Genomic DNA, 19692 nt, shown 5'->3' with positions numbered 1-19692 from the left:
CCTCATCCTCCTAACTGTCGCAGCATGGCTTCTACTCTGTCCACTCCTTGGGAGTCATTGCGCCGCTTGTACAAGTCACGGGCTTTTTGAAGCAAGCTGTTGGCAAGTTTCGCTTGTCGTCGCTGTTTATACATTGAACCCATCAACTCATAAGTTTGGGCATTGTTCTTATCTAAGTCGATTGCTTGTTGGTATGCCCAGGTAGCAGCAGTATAATCTCCCATGCGAGATTGCGTTACAGCCAATCCTAAGTAGGCGTTAACGTTGTTACGGTTCAATTGTATGGCTCGACGGTAGCCTTCTTTTGCCCCAAGGGTATCTCCTAAGTTGGCTTTGATGTAACCTACAGCGTAGTAAAAATCACTATTGTTAGGGCTGATGCCGATCGCACGACGATAAGAAGTTAGTGCTGCTTGGTAATTTCCCTGTTGAGCGTATAAGTAGCCAATACCTGAATGAATTTTAGCATTTTTGGGATCTAGGCTAGCTGCTTGCTTATAAACTGCGATCGCACCACCATAATCGCCACCATCCACTAACCTCCGTCCTTCTTCTAGTAGTTCCTTTAATTGTGGGTTTTTAGCTTGTGCCACTAATACCTGAGCCTGAGCTACTGAAGGTATAGTAAAGGCAAAACATCCTAGTAACACCACGCCAAACACAAATGATGTAGACTTGTACACAGTAAATTTCCTGAAATTTTAGAGGACTTTTTTCTTGTACATTAAAACAAAAATCTGGACTTTTGAAAACTGTATTTCTTCGTATTGATTAAGATGTGAATAGTTCATCTCATCTTTCCTTTACAATCAGCACTATATTACAGAGTTTTTACTGAATAATGAAGTGTAAGATATTAAGTTCAGATGAAGTGACCCTACATATAAATCAGTAGAATAACAAAATGAAACTTTTTAATTCAGTAGTTATACCTGCATTTTAGAGAAAGGCTACAGATATCTAACTTAATCCTAAAGAGGTGATCCGCCAATATCAGAGGCTTTAACATTTATTCTTATTTGTTATTTCATTTAATAGTTCGCTGGCTCCCTATTTAATTTTTCTCAGATTTGGAGTCATTAATACTATCTTTTAGGAATCTGCTATCCAGACTTTTACATCTTTTTTAGTCATTACACGGTAAGATAAATTTAGTAAGCAAAATGTTCCTTAAAATCATAGCTTTTAGCCAGAACAATAGTATAAATAAGAGCGTATTTGCAATGGCGCTGTGCGCTCTCTGGAAGCGATCGCAATCTATAAGTATGTGCGAGTATATTGATAAAAGCTGTATCAATACAGACTAGTTTTATATATGTATTTTGATAATAAATATCAAATCCTAACCTAATATGCCATCTAGGAGACTAATTTATGATAATAACTACCACTGATGTGATTCAAGGAGCCGTGATTGAGTCATATTTAGGCATTGTGACAGCAGAAGTGGTCTATGGTAGCAATTTCTTGCGGGATTTTTTGGCTGGTATTCGGGATATTATTGGTGGACGCACTGGTAGCTATGAGCGTCTATTTGAGCAGGGTCAACGCAAGGCACTAGAAGAACTAGAACAGCGAGCGCAACGTTTAGGAGCGAATGCAGTGATTGGGATTGAAATTGATACTGGCACAATCAATCTTGACCAGTCAGGAGTTCTTTTACTGATTACTGCCACAGGCACTGCTGTGAGAATGCGTTAATTTTTGATTAAGTAAATGGGTCAAATTAAATATAAAACCTCACCCTGCCTCCGGCTTCCCTCTCCTTAGTAAGGCGAGGAATTGAGGGTGAGATTTGATCTTATATTTAATTACGCCTACTTACTTATCTTTTGAGTATTTTACCTCTATCCTTTGTTTTGACTAGTTTTTAGTTCAGGCAAAGTCAACGTCCAATTCTTATTATCATTGATTTGAAAGTACAAACCTTGGAAAATAAGCCTCAGAGCGGTTCGAGTTCTAATAAACTTTCTCAGCAGATAAGTTCCTGGTTCAGCAAAGATATCATTAAAGTTTTTTTGATAACCAAATTGTTTTGAACAGTAACTACCAGCACCTTGGACTGTTAACACAAAAAATTTAGCTTGTTTGTATTCATCAGGAATCATAAAGATTCCATATACATGATGACGACCAAGCCACGGCTGAATAATAACCTTAGTTGCATGTACTCGGAATTTTGTAGTTTTTGATGCTAAAAAAGCTTCAGAATTACAATCAGAATCATTCACAGGCCACCACACTGTAGTAATAATCACAGAGAATAGCAAAATTAAAATATAGTAAAGTCTGCGACGCATAAACCCAAGAAAAATTGTTGATGCAGTTGGGAAAATTTGATGAGTAATGATAGTGAAGCTACAGCAGTAAAACTATTCACCTACAACACCTTATAAATGGCAAAGACAAAATATTAATCAGGCGATTAAATTTTTATCGAAAAATTGCAGTCAAAGTATCAACCTACAAAAAATGCAGATTGTCTATGCGATCGCTTATTCTGTTTTAGAGGTTTGTTACAGTATTAAATATAGCTGAGAAGTAATCAGGATTTTGTGGCTATTAACACTGATTTATGCTCATTTTTTTTGCTGTGATTAATTGTACAATTGGTTGCTTTTTTATTTTTTAGTTATATTTATTGCTGTCAACAGAGCCTTTGCCTAGACTTCCATAAACAATAGCTAAAACTATAACTTTAGGTAGGGACAATTCATGAATTGCCCCTACAGACTGTAGTTTTACCTAACGTTTATAACCGGATGTTCCAATAAAAACGATATTGGTAGAAGAGAGCGATCGCTCTGAAGTACAGAACAAAATTTACTTTTATTTCTCGGCAATTAATGGAGTAGTCAAATACACAAATATTCCTGATACATTCCTAAAAAAACATCAGAGTTTTATATTGAGAAATTATAAAGAATTATTCGGATATTAATAAATACTAAAATCTATTAAAAGTTGTTGCAAAAAACTATTATTTATTACTAAAGGTAGATTCATTAACTATTTCTATTGATAGATATTAAAATAAACAATTAAGTTGTTTAATTTTAAACAGAAACATGAATATATTTGATATAAAATTTGCTCAAAGAGCATTGGAGAACATAAACGATGTCATACATAAATCGTACAGGTGATGACCTTATTCCTAATGAGCCTGTGGTAGCAGGGCGAGTAGCTGAATATCACGATCTTGTTCGCTGGGGGCCGATTATTTCTGGTTTGTTGGTTTCTTTAGCCACTCAATTAATTTTAAGCGCTATCATTGGCGCTGTTGCGGCAGGCACTGTTGAAGGTTCAGGCGCACCCAGAACAATTGCCCCTAACGCTGCGGGTAATGCAGGGCTTTGGTCAACTATCGCTTTACTAATTTCTCTATTTACTGGTGGTTGGGTTACAGCTCGTGCTTGTGGGCCAATGAACCGCAATACAGCCCTTCTTAATGGCGCAATTCTTTGGGCAACAACTTTGGCAGTTAGCTCATGGCTGTTAGCAAGTGGAGTATCGGGTGCTTTTGGTGTTGCTGCTTCTAACGCTGGAGAAGTTATAAATCAGGTACAACAGCAAGGCGGTGTTAATGTACCACAAGCAAACGTAAGTGCCCAACAAGCTCGGGAAGCGGCAGCTAATTTACGTTCGGGATTATGGTGGTTTGTGTTTGGTTCTTTGTTGGGTTTAATAGCCTCAATGATTGGAGCCGTAACTGGTACTCGCAGTCCTCGGTCTAACAGTTACAATCCTTAAAAATTTGTCTGAAAAACTAAAGAGTTTTTTTTAAAGCACCTATTATTAAGGTGCTTTTGTTTATTTTTTAACAAGTAATAATCAAGTTTTAAACTAAAAAATAGACTGATCTTTTAGTACTTAAAAGATTCTTGCTTTTATATTGGATTTTAGGCAAAATTGCGAACACATCTTAATGTGTTAATGTCCAGCTTTTAAAAAACATTTGTTGTTTAAAATTGGGATATTTTGCATAGCTATTTTTCCCAAGTCAATGAAATGAAAACTTTACTATCACAGTTCACCTTTTCGGGTATGAAGCTTCAATCTTCTGCTCACGTTGAATTTTACCAAGTTCAGAAAAAAATATACTTTTATTTCTCGGCAATGAATGGGGTAGTCAAATACACGAATATTAGTTATATTCCCCTAAGTAATGATTGGTATCAATATTTATGGTAAGAAGTTGGGGAAGCCTTAAGACAGTTGCAGGTTTATTGGGCGCGTTGGGCAAAATCCTTCCCGTAGGCATCGCACTTACGCAGCTCGGAACAAATAGTTCGGCAATTGCGGCTGACACCGTTGTTATGCGTTTAGGCTTATTTACAGAATCCATTTCTCTGGCTGAGTTGCAAAAGGCTGCAAAAACTGGGAAGTTGCCTGGAAGTTTGCAGCCTTTTGCTAAAGGATTATCTGAACAACAACGCCGCTTCTTCTTGGAAGCGCTGGGCATGAATATACCGATGAATGTTGTCACCATTAATAGGTTAATTAATACTCAGATTGGTACAACTATTCTCAATGACTTCGCTACTGCCTTAGCCAGAAAGGATAAAGCTGGCGTACAAGCACTTAGAGCAGGATTGGTATTAGGCTCTACTGCACCGCAGGGTCTTTCTATACTAAGCTTTATCGCTGCTTATCCGAGTAAGCGTTTAGAAATTAATTTGCCACAGGCTTTTATAGTTGCAAGGAATTTGAATACAGCTTTTTGGCGTACCCAGCAATTTATGCTAACTATTGCTCCTCAACTCAATCCTAGAACACCGAAGATTGCATTTCCTTTTGATCCTAGCCAATCAGGAAATGCTCAAGTAAAAATACTCAACTTAAGCCTGAATGACCAAAAGCGTGGCCGCAAAATTCCAGTTGATATTTACTGGTCAACTACTGCAACCCCCAATAAACCCGTAATTGTCTTTTCTCACGGTTTCGCGTCAGTCCGCACAGACTTGCGTTACTTAGCAGAACATTTAGCATCCCACGGTTATGTAGTGGCAGCTTTAGAACATCCTGGTAGTAATGGGGCAAATACTGACTTAGCATTACAAGGCAAAACCAGAGTTGTGCAGCCTCAAGAGTTTTTAAATCGCCCTAAAGATATTAGTTTTGTTCTCGATGAATTAGAAAAACTTAACCAAACACCTAATCATCCCCTACAAGGGAAACTTGCAACCACGAACGCGATGGTTGTTGGCTATTCTTTTGGTGGTGGTACAGCTTTAGCACTTGCTGGAGCAGAATTACAATTACAACGGCTCAAACAACGCTGTAAAAAGAATTTGGCTATCTTGAGTCTGGGAGAAGCCATGCAATGCATTGCTCAAGAATTACCAGAAAATACCTACCAACTACGGGACACTAGAATCAAACAGGCGATCGCTCTCAATCCTACAACTTCTCTGATGTTTGGCGAAACTGGATTAACTAAGGTGCAAATTCCTACTCTAGTATTAGCAGGTTCCGCAGATAAAACTACCCCAGCTTTAACTGAACAGATTGTAGGATTTGACAAAATCCCATCCCCAAAATGGCTAGTTGGTATAGTTGGAGGTACTCATCTAAGTGTAAAAGACCCCAGTACTACTTTAGATCAAATAGGAAAACCAAATACACCCATTAGTGGCGGTGAAGTTGTAGGTGAACAAGCAGCAGATGTTCGCAAGTACCTTAAAGCGATAACTTTGGCTTTTGCTGCACAGATGACTCCAGAAGCTAAAAACTACGCTATCTTTCTGACATCAGATTATGCCCAGTTTGCTTCGACTACAGCATTTCCATTTCGCCTAATTACGCAGATTCCTGCTGATGCTATGACAGTGGTCAAAGAATTTGTTGATAAATAAGGGACTGCCAAGTAAAAAAATATCCGCTTTTTGTCAATCAGTTAAAATACTCAAAACATTCCTAATAAAATGATAATCGCGTGTCGGGAGAGGGGGAGGAGGCGAACGTGGCTCGCCTCCTCCCCCTCTTTTAATTATCATTATCTTCAAAGTATTCAACAGCCTAAATAGGGGATCGTTTTAGTGTCGCCTACGATAAAGGTAACGCCGAAGACCCCATTAAGTATTTTGCTGCCCCAGAAAATCATGACTTAGGCGTGGTTAAATATCTCCGAAAGCCAATCTTCAAGCTGGATTTATCGCCTTTTCCTGCACCCTCTTGACAAATGTGCAATTACCTTAACTTCTCACTGATGCTCCTACAGTATTTTTGCTACAGATATACTTACAATTATCCTTAAATGAACCCTATTATATTAAATTAAACTTAACTTTTGATATTTTACTTAAGTAAAACTTAACTACCTTGATACTAAGCTGACGCTTTTGTTAAATTAACACTAAAAGTTTACAGTATAAATAACTATCTAGATATAAACTTTACAAATACTCGTTAAAAATAATAGAAACTTGAGAGTAGAAAAAAGTAAGAGTATTGGCTGGTTAATACATGTATATTCTATAGCAATACGATTTAATTTTTGAAAAAATCTAAGTATATGTAGGGTGTGTTACGTCTTCCGTAACGTACCATTTGTAAGGATTTGGTGCGTTACACTATCGCTAACACACCCTACGTATCTTTTCAGAAATCAAACATTAGTCCTATAGCTAAACCCCAAAAATCAATGAACACAAGTTGCTTGTTGCAGAAATATGTTTGTGTAGTGATTGCCATAAAGTTATAAAAAACAAAAAATTTATATAAATTTTTTGTTTTTTATAAGCAATTGCTGAAGAATAAATCATAAAATTCCTATGTGTTTTTTTGGGTTAACTAATTGTTGTTCTTCAGTACATAATCTTAGACAAACATTTTTGAATTTTGACTTAAAATTTATTCAGTTTTACTCAAAGTTATGCAACTTTATACAACTATTGAAATCGAACAAATCAAGCAAAGTCAAGACCTTCCTTACTTGCTTGAAATTATGCATTGGGTGAAAAGCTTTTTAGGAAAGCCTCATCGTGATTTAGGAAGACCCGGCCCAGTTTGCCCCTTTGTACCTCACTCTCTCAAGTCAAACAGTATTCGTCTAGCAGTTATTCGTACAAAAGATTTGTATTCAGACCAATTAGAAGAAATTGTTGGACGCTACCGAAATCTATTTCTTGAGATGGAAGTTAAAGAGCAAGAATTAGCAATTAATAAAGCTTTTTTACTTATCTTTCCTGACATTGATGAAGAAGCTTATCAAATAATAGATAGTGTCCAGGAGAAACTTAAACCTTTATTTGTTGAATCAGGACTAATGATAGGAGAGTTTCATAAACTTAATCAAAGTCCTGGTCTGCATAACCCAAACTTTCGTCCACTTCGTAGCCCTATCCCCGTGTTGGCTATTCGGTTTATGGTTGAAGGTGATCTACCTTTTCTTCTGAGTCCGGCTGATCCCCACTTACGTATTAGGTATTTGGAAGCTTATTTAAAATGTTTTATTCATAAATTTACAGATGAAACAAAGTTTAAAAATGCTCATCAAGGATTAGCTTTGGCGAGAGAAGAACTTACCGCTATTTTCAGGTAAATGACTACATAGTATGGTCACAAAATTACTGTGGCCATACAGAAAATATTGTTCAAATAAACAAAGCTATCTAAAAAAATAAATTAGCCTAAAACCCTATTCTTTCTTGTATTCTAATTCCTGCTTGTCCTTTATCTTAACAACAAATCTGTCCAATACTGGATAATCGTTTTTTTGTAATCCTCTCAAGATCCCTTTGACAATTTTGGGAAATGAATTTATAGTCACTATCAAATAGATATACTTTAATCTTCCGCCCAGAATTTAACATATTTTGGGCTATTCTTATTGGTTTTGCTTAATATTCAATACTTCTGCTATAAACCCTATTTATTTATAATCTTTTTTTTAAACAAAGGTATTGTAAAAATGGCGAAAGAAATAGAGAGAAAATATTTAGTTATCGGAGATAGCTGGAGAGCATTAGCTGAAGGTACTGTATATCGTCAAGGATACATTGCCACACAAGACAAAGCAACTGTACGTATACGTGTAGTAGGGGAAAAAAGTTATTTGACCATTAAAGGCCCCAATATAAAATATTCAAGATTAGAGTTTGAATATCCTATTCCTGTAGAAGATGCTCAAGAAATACTTGAGACATTATGTGAACGTCCATTTATAGAAAAAATCAGATATAAAATAGAGTCGGGTGATTTGATTTGGGAAATCGATGAGTTTGATGGTGTTAATAAAGGATTAATATTAGCAGAAGTAGAACTTAATGATGAAAATCAACACATTCAACTACCAAGCTGGATTGGACAAGAAGTTTCTGATGACTCCAGATATTTCAACAACAATTTAGTAAAACACCCTTTTTCACAATGGTAATGGGTAAAATTTTGGAAAAATACCTAACGAATAGATAACGAGATTCAGGGATACGCACCTACAATTATAGAAAATTAATTTCATCTAATGCATTCAATTCCGAATCTGTTGTTTTAATTATTAGTTGGCAAGTATAATTCTCGCCCTTTAATTTTAGGAATTGCGTAAACAATAGTGCTTACACTGTGTAGTTTGGTGTAACTTCTAATTTTTTTGAGAAAGTTTTCGCCACAAACTCAACTTTTTTACAAATTAATATCAATAATTTTTAATAGACTCTTGTTTTTTAGCACAAACTATGTAAATCTCATAACTAATACTACTGTAAGTTAGTCAATTTGCAGTAGATTAATCTGGAAATTCTCTAGGTGAGCTAACAAACTCTTAGCTTGCTTCTATTACAAGGGTTCTTAAAAACTATGTCTGAGCCACGGTACGGGAGTAGAATCAATGCCCAATTCAATAAGTTAGGAGATGTAATCTTGAGTACATTAGAACTTACGCAAAACTATACGGCGTAGGGGCAATTCATGAATTGCCCCTACCTGAGAATAAGGGTTTTGGCTATTTTTTGCGTAAGTCCTATACATTATACATCTAAGTCAGGTAGGAGTTTAATCTCAGAACTGAATTTAAAGACTGATATTTTAGTCACAAGTGGTGAATAATCAGCAACTTGGGCGGCTTGGAATGCTGCTGCTCAAGGGGGAAAAGTGGTACTGGTAGATAATAGCTACTGCGGTATGCGTAGAGCAACAGGATCTTTTAGTACTGGTGTTTGGTATGTTCCACCCGACCCACACAACGGGAAGCTCTAGAGGGTTTCGTCTGAGAGCGTCCTTGAATGGAGCGTGTATTAGATCAGACTTATACAAACCTGAATCAACTGTCAGACTGTAATATTACTGGAGAATAAAGCTATGTTTCTCGGACAAATTGAAAGAGAATGTTTCTACGGAGAAATTTGGTCAATTTCGCAAAAAACTAAATTACCAGATCATTTACAGTTATTAGTTGATCGAGAAGAAATAAAATGCGATATTTGGGAATTGCAAAACCAAGAACCAGTTAACAATTCAAAATTCAAAATTCAAAATTCAAAACAATTTCAGACGGGGATTTAAACCCCGACTGAAACTTGGGCTACCTTTATAGTTGGGGTCTTATACCCTTTTATTTACGATAAATACTAATGGCACACCTGTTTGAAGCATTCAAGATTCGTGAAGTTACCTTTCGCAACCGTATCGCCGTTTCACCGATGTGTCAATATTCCAGTACTAATGGATATGCTAATGATTGGCACGTTATTCATCTAGCTTCTCGCGCAGTTGGTGGTGCAGGTATAGTCTTAACAGAAGCAGCAGCTGTAGAACCTCGCGGACGCATTAGCCCCCAAGATTTGGGAATCTGGTCAGATGCACACATAGAAACTTTAGCTAAAACTGTGGCATTGATTCATAATTTTGGCGCTGTTGCGGGTATTCAACTTGCTCATGCAGGTAGAAAAGCCAGTACTGCCAAACCGAGTAAAGGCGGGAAAGCGCTGGATGAATCTCAGGAAGGTTGGCGGCCTTTGATTTCGAGTAGTGCGATCGCATTTAGTAAAGATAACCCAGTTCCAGAAGCCCTGAGTCTTGATGGAATTCAGGAAGTTATTGATGCCTTTGTCCAGGCTGCTAAACGTTCTCTGCAAGCTGGTTTCAAGGTAGTTGAAATTCATGCTGCTCATGGTTACTTATTCCACCAGTTTCTCTCACCCCTTGCTAACCAACGGCAAGATGATTATGGTGGTAGCTTTGAAAACCGCACTCGTTTACTTAGAGAAGTTGTTCAAGCAGTCCGAGAGGTTTGGCCCGAAACGCATCCACTTTGGGTACGTCTTTCTGTCACCGATTGGGCAGATAAAGGTTGGGATATCGAGCAAAGTATCGCTTTAAGTGACAAACTTAAGTCTCTAGGAGTTGATCTCATCGATAGTTCTTCGGGTGGCATTATACCAGGTATCAATATACCAATTAAACCTGGTTATCAGACACAGTTTGCCGAACGCATCCGCCGCGAAGCCAATATCCATACAGGAGCCGTAGGCTTAATTACAACCCCTGAACAGGCTGACGAAATTATTCGCACAGAAGTAGCTGATATAGTACTGTTGGGACGTGAACTACTCCGCAATCCTTACTGGCCGCATCTAGCAGCGAAACAGTTAGGACAGGATAAACTCTGGCCTGTTCAATACGATCGAGCTTGGCTATGATCTCACACTCTTGCTAAATTTATTGGAAAAACCTCTTGATTTTCATCACTAATTGTGAGAAAGTCTGATTTAACAACCATAAAATACGGTAAGTCAGTCAATTTACCGTATTTTATGGTTTAACTAGAAGGTAATGGTGGTTTTAGCTATGCTTTAACCCCGACAAGATGCTATCAGACTGACTAGAAGTACAGAAGTATAACAGCTAGCTATGTGATGAAGGCATCATACGAGCGCTGAATGCCGACATAACTTTCAAGAAAATCACCCCAGGTTTCATTCCAAATTCGGTAAGATTACCCTGTTTCTCTGGAGGTGGGTATCTTGTTTAGGCTGTTCTAGCTTTCAATTGCTCATCTATTCACAGATGACTAGATTTTAGCGTTATTTTTTGCCCGTGGAGAACATCTTATGCAAGTAGATCCTAATTCTCATCAAGATTCTGAGCTACATACTCAGGCTAATAGTGAAGTAGAGAAACCAAAACAACCGCGTGTAGGTAGCAAACGTTTTTTTGCTAGTCACGCCAGCAGACGCTCATTTCTTGGTCGCGCTGGTTTGTTTAGTGCTGCTAGCCTTGTTGCAGGAGTTTTCGGTTCACCTTTCTCCTCAAAGAAGGGAGGAGATATTGTACAAGCCCAAGATATCAACAGGCGGTATAATAATCAACCGTTCGACTACAACAGGTTTGTTGATAAAGCCTATCGAGTACGTGTTGAAGCAGCCAGACTTGAACGCAATATTCCCATTCCGCCGCATCCGATCAACGGCGATGAGGAACGTTATTCCAACAAAATCGGCTCTGACAGTAGGGGACTACCCCATAATGGGCTTGGTGAAGTCAAGTTGGAAGCTTACAAATCTTTGACTAAAGCACTGACAACGCAAAACCCGAATGATTATGAAAATATCATCTTGGGTGGTACGAGAAAGCTGGTCAATCCTCAAGGTCCACTAGCAATTAGCCTAGAAGGAATCAATGCAGCCCAGATAGCAGTGCCGCCACCACCGGCTCTAGCTAGTGCAGAACGTGCTGCTGAAGCAGTTGAACTCTACTGGCAAGCTTTACTCCGAGATGTACCTCTTTCTAAGCTCGAAAACAATACTGACAACCCAAAGGTTTTGGCAGCTGTTGAAGACCTCAACAAGCTTTCAGGCTTCCGAGGGCCAAAACAAAATGGCCGTGTCACTCCTCAAACTTTATTTCGTGGTAGTGTCAATTACGTCAGTTCAGATCAAAGTACAAAATATGTGATTCCGCCAGGAGTACTAGATGGGCCTCACATCTCACAATTTTTGTTACGAACTATTTCTTGGGGAACTCAGTCTGTTTCCCCACTGATTCGTACTGCTCTTCCTGGTAATGATTTTCTAATCGATTTCCAAGAATGGTTAACTATTCAGAATGGAGGTAGTTCCGGGAAGTCTATAAAATACGACCCCAACAACCGTTATATAGTTACGGTTCGTGATTTAGGTGAGTATGCTCATATTGGCGGCCCCACATACCTTGGAGCTTCTTTTATTCTTGGTAGCATCGGTACACCTTTGAATTCGGGAAATCCCTACGTCAACTCAAATACTCAAACTGGTTCTAATGCAACGTTTGCAGTGGGACATTTACAAGCTTTGCTTAACTTGGCTAGTTCACGTGTGATTAGAGCGTCATACTGGCAGAAGTATTATGTACACCGCATTCTGCGCCCGGAAGCTTATGGTGGGCTAATTTACAACAATATTGTCAACAAAACTCGGTATCCGATTAATTCCGAGATATTGAATTCTAAAGCTTTGGCTCAGACCTTTAGCACCTTTGGCAGCTATCTATTACCCCAAGCATATCCAGAAGGATCGCCAACCCATTCCTCTTATACAGGTGGTGCAGCTGCCAATGCTGGTGTTAATGTCACACTGTTGAAAGCATTTTTTGATGAAAACTTTGTTATCTCCGATCCTGTAGTGCCTGATCCAAATGATCCTACAAAAGTAATTCCTTATAGTGGCGCACCACTGACTGTAGGTGGAGAGTTGAATAAACTGGCGACTAACTATGCTATTGGTCGCGGTCATGGTGGTATCCATTGGCGTTCGGATGGTTCAGCTGCTTTAGCTTTGGGAGAAGAGGTAGCTACTAGTCTGCTTAGAGATGAAAAACTGGGTTACAATGAAACATTCAATGGCTTCACCTTCACAAAATTTGACGGTTCAAAAGTCACTGTTTAAATCGATTTTCGGTATTTAATGAATTTCAAAACTTTTGTATAGACGCGAAATTGCTGCAATGCTTTCGCGTCTGTATGTCAATAAGTACAACGTTAACTGCTCTTTATTGTTAACCAATTGTGCCTTGAAGCGTCAGGCATAATTGCCTCCTGAAGATTTGCACCGATGAGGTTAGCTCCTCTCAGGTCGGCTCCTCTCAGATTAGCTCCTCTCAGATTTGCCCCTACCAAATTTGCGCCTCTCAGGTTAGTCCAACTCAAGTCAGCTTCGCTCAAGTCAGCTTCAGTTAAGTTAGCCCGCAATAGGTAAGCACCACTGAAGCGAGCCTTACTTAAATTAGCTTTGTAAAGGTCAGTTTTATAAAGATAAGCCCCCAATACTTCCGCCTCATATAAAGTTGCTTCGCTAAGGTCAGCTTCAATCAAGTTAGCTTCAATCAGGTTGGCAGAAGAAAGATTAGCTCGGATTAGTTTCGCTGTCCCTAAATCGGTATCTCTTAAGTTAGCGCCTCTGAAGTCAGTTCCAATTAGATTAGCATGAGCGATCGCAGCGCCTCTCAAATTTGCCTCACTCAAGTCGGCTCCAATCAAATTAGCATGACTCAAATCTGCCTGCGTAAGTATAGCACCACTCAAGTTAGCAACACTCAAGTTAGCATCACTCAAGTTAGCTTCAACAAGCAAGGTTTTGTGAAGGTTGGCACTACTGAGGTCGGCACCACTGAGGTTTGCTCGGACGAGTAAAGCATTACCCAAATCTACTTTTCTCAGATTTACCCCCTGGAGGTTTGCGCCTCTGAAGTTATCCCCTTGCAGATTTGCGGCGCTGAGGTCTGGTTCAATCTGAGGATTTCTCTTTCTCCACTCAATCCATGTAACTGCACCTGCTTTCAGTAAAGCTAGATGCTCTCGATTTGCCATTTTTTCTCCTTTACTCCTGACGACCACCTAGAGGATTTGCTCGACCAGCTACATTTTCAATGGCTGTTAACGCTCCCGCCGCACCTGCTAAAATATCTCGCTCATGTCCACCTAAATAAAGCCGTCCAAAACTTCCTACAGCTTGAACTTCAAGGATATTAATCGATGCTGCTTTCTCAGCTTCGTTTGCAGCGAGTGCGGCGTAAGCAGCAGGTTCCACTTCTAATACATACAGCGTTTGTCCTGCTAGTAGTAGCTGTCCCCGTCGCGTGCGATTAATGAGTTGTGTTTGGTAAGCATCGATGTTGCGGATAATCTGGCTAGAAACAACACGCGGCTTGAGACATTCCTCTTTTCGGACTCCTAATGCCGCTAAAATGGCTTGACCAGCAGCCCGCGTTTCGCCTTGGGAGCTAGAATGAACTTCCAATAGTCCGTAAAGTCGTTCAACTATCTGTACTCCCGGACGGACAGAGGCAGCTTTCAGGGCTACATCCGTAATCTTATTAATTTCGATACCAGGAGAAATTTCAATCCACAGTGATGTATCCCCTGGTAATGGTAAGAAGCCTTGCGCTACTGTTCCCATATATGCTGCATGTTGAGGTTGCAGGCTGTCGAGAAATACGAAACTGCGTAGTTCTATTCCCAAGATTTTGCTCTCCAGTCATAAGGGTAAAAGTTATCTATTGCAATATATGAGTGCTTAACTTGGGTCATTTTTGCCACAAGTGAAGGATGGAAAAATACAAAGTATAAAAATTTTGCTGTCGATAAATTTTACACCTGAGAAGTATTCTGGCAGTAAAAACCGCCTTGATAATTGTACAAGCTTTATTACGCACAAATCGCTGCTTGCAATGCCTAACTAGTCTGATTTACTGATAAAGTTGATGTGACAAAAAAGTTTTTAGATAAACTGAAGCGTAAAAAGTTCGCTGGACTTATGCCAATATCTTCAAAATGCTGCCAATCAAACTGACAGTGTTAGGATTTACATATTGACAAAGTAGACTGTATCCAGAGAAGAGAAAGCAAGATTATGTGGAAAGCCTGAAGTTTTTGCCGATTTGCTAGCTGAACTACCAAACAATCAAACAACTATTGAAGAGATTGCTGAAGTTTTGACAGTTTCCTCTAAAGAAGAACGTGAAAAAGTCTATCAAAGAAACCTAGAATTATTGCAACGTTTACAAACAGGTGAAAACCATACTGATATTGATGAGTTGCATTATAATAAGGTTTTTCACGCAGCAAAACAGTTTTCTGATTTTGCTCAACTTTTCAATATCAGTAATGCTTCAACTAGCTATGAAGATTTTCAGTATAATGAGCATGAAAAAATTGAACGATGGGAAGAATTTGTTCAGATTCCAGATCCATCAATTTAAATAGCAGATAAGTAAGGATGTAGCAAGGTTCTTGAGTCACCTTGCTACTGGTTGGCTTTTTGCTCTAATGACTATAAAAATTAAGCTGCAATCCGGGGTCGGGTATTGGGTGCAGTTGGAGCCAACAAACGAGTGTAAAGTTGAGTCAGTCGGAATCCGACACTGTACCAACTAAAAGCAATTTCTGTCCGTTGCCTTGCCGCTTCACCTAACTCGTCTCGCCAAGCTGGGTTAGTAAGAATGCGGTCTATAGCAGCAGCAAAAGCTACTTCATCTTTAGGAGGCGCAAGTAACCCTGTAACTTCTGGTACAACAGTAAACTGCAACCCGCCAACATCACTAGCTACAACTGGAGTCTTACTAGCCATTGCCTCAATAGCAACTAAACCAAAAGGTTCATAGTGGCTAGGAACTACGCAGACATCGGCGGCGGCGTAGTAGAAGGGGAGAACGGTTTCATCTAGGCGACCAGTAAAGGTTGTACAATTTTCTAATCCGAGTTCAGTGACGATGCTAGCAATGCGATCGCGTTCTATTCCATCACTCTGACCTGGACGGCTACCACCACCAATTACTAGTTGGAGGTTAGCTTCACCTCTTAAACTAGATTTGCCAACGGCTCTGACTAAGGTTTCAATTCCTTTGCGGCGGTCAAAGCGACCAACATAGAGAACTATTTTCGCATCTGGTGCAATTCCCAACTTTTCTCGCGCTGCACTTCGTTCAATTCTCCCAAATTTGTCAGTATCGGTGCCACAGGGAATCATTTCAATGTTCCCTTTGCTGGAAACTAGTACCCGCATGTGTTGCTGTTCTTGTGGACTGGTTGCAACTACACAATCTATAGTTTCTAAGCAGGCTTTTTCTACAGCTAATCGCTGGGCTGCAATTACAGGAACATCACCAATACTTCTGTATTTAACGGCTCCTAGAGAGTGGTAAGTATGTACCTGAATCAGGGGTTGCTGCTTTTTCAATTCCATACCAACCCAAGATGATAACCAGTAGTTGGTATGAATGAGGGAGTAATGAAACTGTTGGTGCTGCTGGAATTGCTGGAATTCTTCGATGAATTCAGGTAGATGCTGGAACAAGTTATCTCGCCCGATAAACTCAGCTGGGCCAGCTTTTAAGCGAATAGTACGACAGTTTGGACTATGTTGAGCGATCGCAGCTTGTTCAGGATTACTACGACGAGCGAACATATCCACTTCCCAACCTTGCTGGGCTAAGGCATAACCTACTTGACGCACATAAACATTTTGACCACCAGCTTCTTCTTGACCAATTTCAACCGCAGGGTCGCCATCAACAGAAATTAGGGCAATGCGATGTTTCTTATTCTGGAACATAGCTGATTTTCACCTTAAGGTAAATAATCCTGCCTCAAACGCCAGAAATCAAGATATTATTATCCTCTCTCAAGGCCGAGGGCAGGCACAACGAACCGCAAAGTTACCAGCCAAAGGATACTGACAAGAACAAGACATTACTTGTTAAGAATGCTGCTCGTTCAATCTCCTCTCAATGCCGACGAAGTTAGCTGACGGGCTAGGACTGAGAGATGTCCTTCTTAAGAAAGTTATGAGTTATGAGTTATGAGTTATGAATTTACTAACTATTAACTCCTAAATCCTCACTCCTCACTATTAACTGTTAACTTTCTTCAAAATACGCCCCAGGTTTGGTTCCTCCGCTCCGGTTTACCCTTTACAAATGTTTGTTGGGAATGTAGTGGATTAGGCAGACTGATTTATTTTTCTTAAATTTTTATAACCTTTCGTCATCAACTATGTCAAGAGTATGAATAAAAAAAGGTGATGCTAATCACCTCAAAGCTCGTTATAATTTGCGTTGGAGAATCAGATTGTAAGGGAAAGTTAGAGTTGTTTAGAAGCTCTCAACAATAAACTTACTGATGTTAACTGCTACATTTTCTTTAATTTATGGGAATGAAATAATCTTGAGAGTTTCAAAGATTTAAATCTAACAATGGCGTACTATTTTGCTAAACCAAGTGTACGACCAGGAAAACCAGCAACGTCAAAATATCTAGTTGAGCCAACAGTTTGATACTTTAGGATCGTTTTTAATCCATTAGTACTTGGTTGGGATGTCAAAGTATTAGATTTAAAAGAAACTTTTTTGGCTCCTCTAACCAAAGATTCATCTAAAACACGACCTATAAGTTTTCCTTGATGGGGAGTCTTCAAATTTAAAATCTTAGCCAAGGTAATTGGCACATCAGCATTACTCACTGGTACTCGGTCTACAAAAGCTTTCTTAAAGTCAGGGCCGATCGCAGCCATATAATTGTAAGTATCAGCACGGCTAAAAGAGCCATGCATTCCCTGTCCTTGCTGCAAAGAAGTGTCTGCAACTTCTACACCGCAAGCAGTTGGATCGCCACAGCCAGTATCGAATGTCCGAAAGTTTACTGCGATCGCAGGGCTAGGAAGATGAGATTTACCATTAAGGGCGATCGCCCTTAATGGTAAAGTCCCTGGAATCGAGCCTAATGTATCATTTACAAATAAACCACTAACATAATCTTCTTTCAATAGAATATCTACAACTTGTTTAGCAAGTGCTTTGTTATTTACACTATTAGGTAAATAAATCAAATCTGAACCACCATTAGCAGCCACTAACACATCAGGTTTATTCGGATCTTTACCAATCAAACCATTTTTAGAAAACTGACCCTGAGTTGGATCAACCGCAATATTTTGCTTATCTGGATCGAATAAAGGCAATCCTAAACCATAAGCAATATCAATAGCTAAAAAGCCAGTTGGCAAAAATCTTTTCATAACATCTGGATAATCAAGTGTTTTTGAGTAGCTGGTTTTGCTCTCCTTGCTGATGGTAGAAAAACCGTGATCCGCCGTCACAAAAATATCTGTAGAAGCTTCTAAATTTAGCTGTTTGAGAACGGCGCGGATTTGTCCGAGATTTTTATCAACATTTTGACGGGCTGCAAGTGAAGTGAGGCCATTAATCCCTGGAGTAAGAGTGTTTAGACTATCACCTTGGTTATGCTGAGTTCCATCTGGATCGCGTGACCAATAAATTAAAACAAAAGGTTTTTGCCGTTGTTTGAATAGAGGCAATAGCACTTTTGTGGTTATATCGGCAAAGTATTGTTGTTGAACTATATTAGCGATTTTAGTGCCTGGTACTGTGCTGTTCCCAGATTTGCCGTTATCTCCTCGTGTCGGAGATTTTAAGTCAATGCCATTTTTTGTTAACAGTTCAGCTATTTGAGAACTCAAAGGAATTCCCGTTTGAGAACCTGTGGCATCATCAATTATGATTGTAGATTTACCCGTTCGTTGAGTAACATCTTGAATTAATACTGGCCCAACCTTGCCAACGGCGGCGGTACTAAATCCAGCCTCACGCGCGGCATCTAATAGGCTTTCTTCGTTTAAGTAATTACCATCAAAGTGTTGGCTAATTTCCCCCAAAACAGCATTATTCTCTAAGAAAGGAACGGGGCTATTACTGGCACTTTTGACAGGAAAGCCAACATTAATTGTATTGCTGAAATCACCAGTATCACCCAGATAATGTCCAGTTGCGATCGCAGAAGCATTAGCGGTAGTAAAAGTAGGAAACAGCGAATGGCTATTGACAAAACTTACACCCTGCTGGCGAATTTCATAAAGATTAGGAGTTTCCTGAGCATTAACTTTACTAGGCCGCAATCCATCTGTAATGAAAATTATTACATTGTGTTGAGGTTTTGTCTTAGCAAACCCTGAAACTGCTAATACTGTAACGAGTGTAATAGTAGCTAGTATCAAAAAACTCTTATATATTTTAGGTAAAACCATCGCCTCATCTCCAAATATAAATATTTCTGGCTTTTTGGGGCTTTAGTATTTCATTGAACCATGTATCAAGCTTTATTGCGTGTTAACTGGAATACCAATTTTTTCATATCAGACTAATTTAGATTGCTAATTAACCTTCAGTCAATCGAATTTGACAATACGAGTATTTATACTTGCTATGAAGATATCAACTCTTTGAAGTTATATGTAGCGATTTTCGGTTTAGCGAGGTATAAGAAAGAACCGCTCCCATATCTTCAAGCTACGGTGTATACACAAGTCTGAAATAGTTTACTCGCTTGGATTTAGGCGTAAATCTTACCCCACCCTAACCCTCCCCTTATAAAGGGGAGGGAACAATATTTATTATTTCTCCCCTTATAAAAGGGAGGGAACAATATAATATTTATTATTTCTCCCCTTTATAAGGGGGGTAATACGACTTGTGTATACACAGTAGACTCTTCGAGAGGGGGGTATGATGTGCCTTATTTGATTGGAAAATGTTATAAGCAAACTTTGTTTGATAATCAAAATATCTCTCTTTCATAAATGCTGTGAGAGCTACTGACGTTTACTATGTTATTAAGCCGAATATCTCAGTTTTGGAAAAATATTTTTTAAAGAATCCGAAAAGTAGCAATACCAGTTTGGAGATTAAGTATACACTTACCAAAAT

The 19692-nt window shown here is 39.1% G+C and carries 15 protein-coding genes and 1 riboswitch; of the genes, 9 read left to right on the top strand and 6 right to left on the bottom strand.

Features of this window, described 5'->3' with window-relative positions:
• Positions 1-2: 2 nt before the first annotated feature.
• The gene (locus V7K38_RS28380; protein WP_334862947.1) at positions 3-683 is read right to left on the bottom strand and encodes a tetratricopeptide repeat protein; all 681 of its coding nucleotides are present in this window, start codon (positions 681-683) and stop codon (positions 3-5) included.
• Positions 684-1374: 691 nt separating this feature from the next.
• On the opposite strand from V7K38_RS28380, the gene V7K38_RS28375 reads away from it, so the two are divergent.
• Positions 1375-1701: a YbjQ family protein gene (locus V7K38_RS28375; RefSeq protein WP_100900674.1), complete on the top strand. Its 327-nt coding sequence runs from the start codon at positions 1375-1377 to the stop codon at positions 1699-1701.
• Between the two features lie 146 nt (positions 1702-1847).
• Here V7K38_RS28375 and V7K38_RS28370 read toward each other — a convergent pair whose 3' ends face one another.
• A complete protein-coding gene (locus tag V7K38_RS28370; RefSeq protein WP_334862944.1) occupies positions 1848-2300 on the bottom strand; it encodes a hypothetical protein in 453 nt (150 codons plus the stop codon).
• Positions 2301-3120: 820 nt separating this feature from the next.
• On the opposite strand from V7K38_RS28370, the gene V7K38_RS28365 reads away from it, so the two are divergent.
• From V7K38_RS28365 to V7K38_RS28330, 7 genes are all read left to right on the top strand, one after another.
• Entirely contained in the window at positions 3121-3753 is a 633-nt protein-coding gene (locus V7K38_RS28365; protein WP_334862941.1) for a hypothetical protein, read from the top strand.
• A gap of 434 nt (positions 3754-4187) precedes the next feature.
• The gene (locus tag V7K38_RS28360; RefSeq protein ID WP_334862939.1) at positions 4188-5858 is read left to right on the top strand and encodes an alpha/beta hydrolase; all 1671 of its coding nucleotides are present in this window, start codon (positions 4188-4190) and stop codon (positions 5856-5858) included.
• 1019 nt (positions 5859-6877) lie between these two features.
• The gene (locus V7K38_RS28350) at positions 6878-7546 is read left to right on the top strand and encodes a DUF6875 domain-containing protein (RefSeq protein WP_334862938.1); all 669 of its coding nucleotides are present in this window, start codon (positions 6878-6880) and stop codon (positions 7544-7546) included.
• Between the two features lie 369 nt (positions 7547-7915).
• On the top strand, positions 7916-8380 hold the full coding sequence (locus V7K38_RS28345; RefSeq protein WP_334862935.1) for a CYTH domain-containing protein: 465 nt from the start codon (positions 7916-7918) through the stop codon (positions 8378-8380).
• A 920-nt stretch (positions 8381-9300) separates the two neighbouring features.
• Positions 9301-9504 (top strand): hypothetical protein, encoded by a 204-nt coding sequence (locus V7K38_RS28340; RefSeq protein ID WP_334862933.1) that lies wholly within the window; start codon positions 9301-9303, stop codon positions 9502-9504.
• 68 nt (positions 9505-9572) lie between these two features.
• Positions 9573-10640, top strand: coding sequence for an NADPH dehydrogenase NamA (gene namA / locus V7K38_RS28335; RefSeq protein WP_334862930.1), 1068 nt, complete (start codon positions 9573-9575; stop codon positions 10638-10640).
• Between the two features lie 411 nt (positions 10641-11051).
• Positions 11052-12863, top strand: a complete 1812-nt coding sequence (locus V7K38_RS28330; RefSeq protein ID WP_334862928.1) for a vanadium-dependent haloperoxidase — start codon at positions 11052-11054, stop codon at positions 12861-12863.
• Between the two features lie 92 nt (positions 12864-12955).
• Here the strand turns inward: V7K38_RS28330 and V7K38_RS28325 are convergent, their stop codons facing one another.
• On the bottom strand, positions 12956-13783 hold the full coding sequence (locus V7K38_RS28325; protein WP_334862926.1) for a pentapeptide repeat-containing protein: 828 nt from the start codon (positions 13781-13783) through the stop codon (positions 12956-12958).
• Between the two features lie 10 nt (positions 13784-13793).
• A complete protein-coding gene (locus V7K38_RS28320; protein ID WP_334862924.1) occupies positions 13794-14435 on the bottom strand; it encodes a hypothetical protein in 642 nt (213 codons plus the stop codon).
• Positions 14436-14853: 418 nt separating this feature from the next.
• Here V7K38_RS28320 and V7K38_RS28315 point away from each other — a divergent pair, with 418 nt between their 5' ends.
• Entirely contained in the window at positions 14854-15174 is a 321-nt protein-coding gene (locus tag V7K38_RS28315; protein WP_334862922.1) for a hypothetical protein, read from the top strand.
• Positions 15175-15254: 80 nt separating this feature from the next.
• Here V7K38_RS28315 and V7K38_RS28310 read toward each other — a convergent pair whose 3' ends face one another.
• Both V7K38_RS28310 and V7K38_RS28305 read right to left on the bottom strand, forming a co-directional pair.
• A complete protein-coding gene (locus tag V7K38_RS28310) occupies positions 15255-16526 on the bottom strand; it encodes a glycosyltransferase (protein ID WP_334862920.1) in 1272 nt (423 codons plus the stop codon).
• 161 nt (positions 16527-16687) lie between these two features.
• Positions 16688-16930: riboswitch (cyclic di-AMP (ydaO/yuaA leader) on the bottom strand.
• 244 nt (positions 16931-17174) lie between these two features.
• Positions 17175-19013 carry an alkaline phosphatase family protein gene (locus V7K38_RS28305; protein WP_334862918.1) on the bottom strand — a complete coding sequence of 613 codons (1839 nt, stop codon included), beginning with the start codon at positions 19011-19013 and terminating at the stop codon, positions 17175-17177.
• Positions 19014-19692 lie beyond the last annotated feature (679 nt).

The organism is Nostoc sp. (assembly GCF_036917465.1).
Lineage (GTDB): Bacteria > Cyanobacteriota > Cyanobacteriia > Cyanobacteriales > Nostocaceae > Nostoc.
This window is presented reverse-complemented; position numbering and strand designations above follow the sequence as displayed.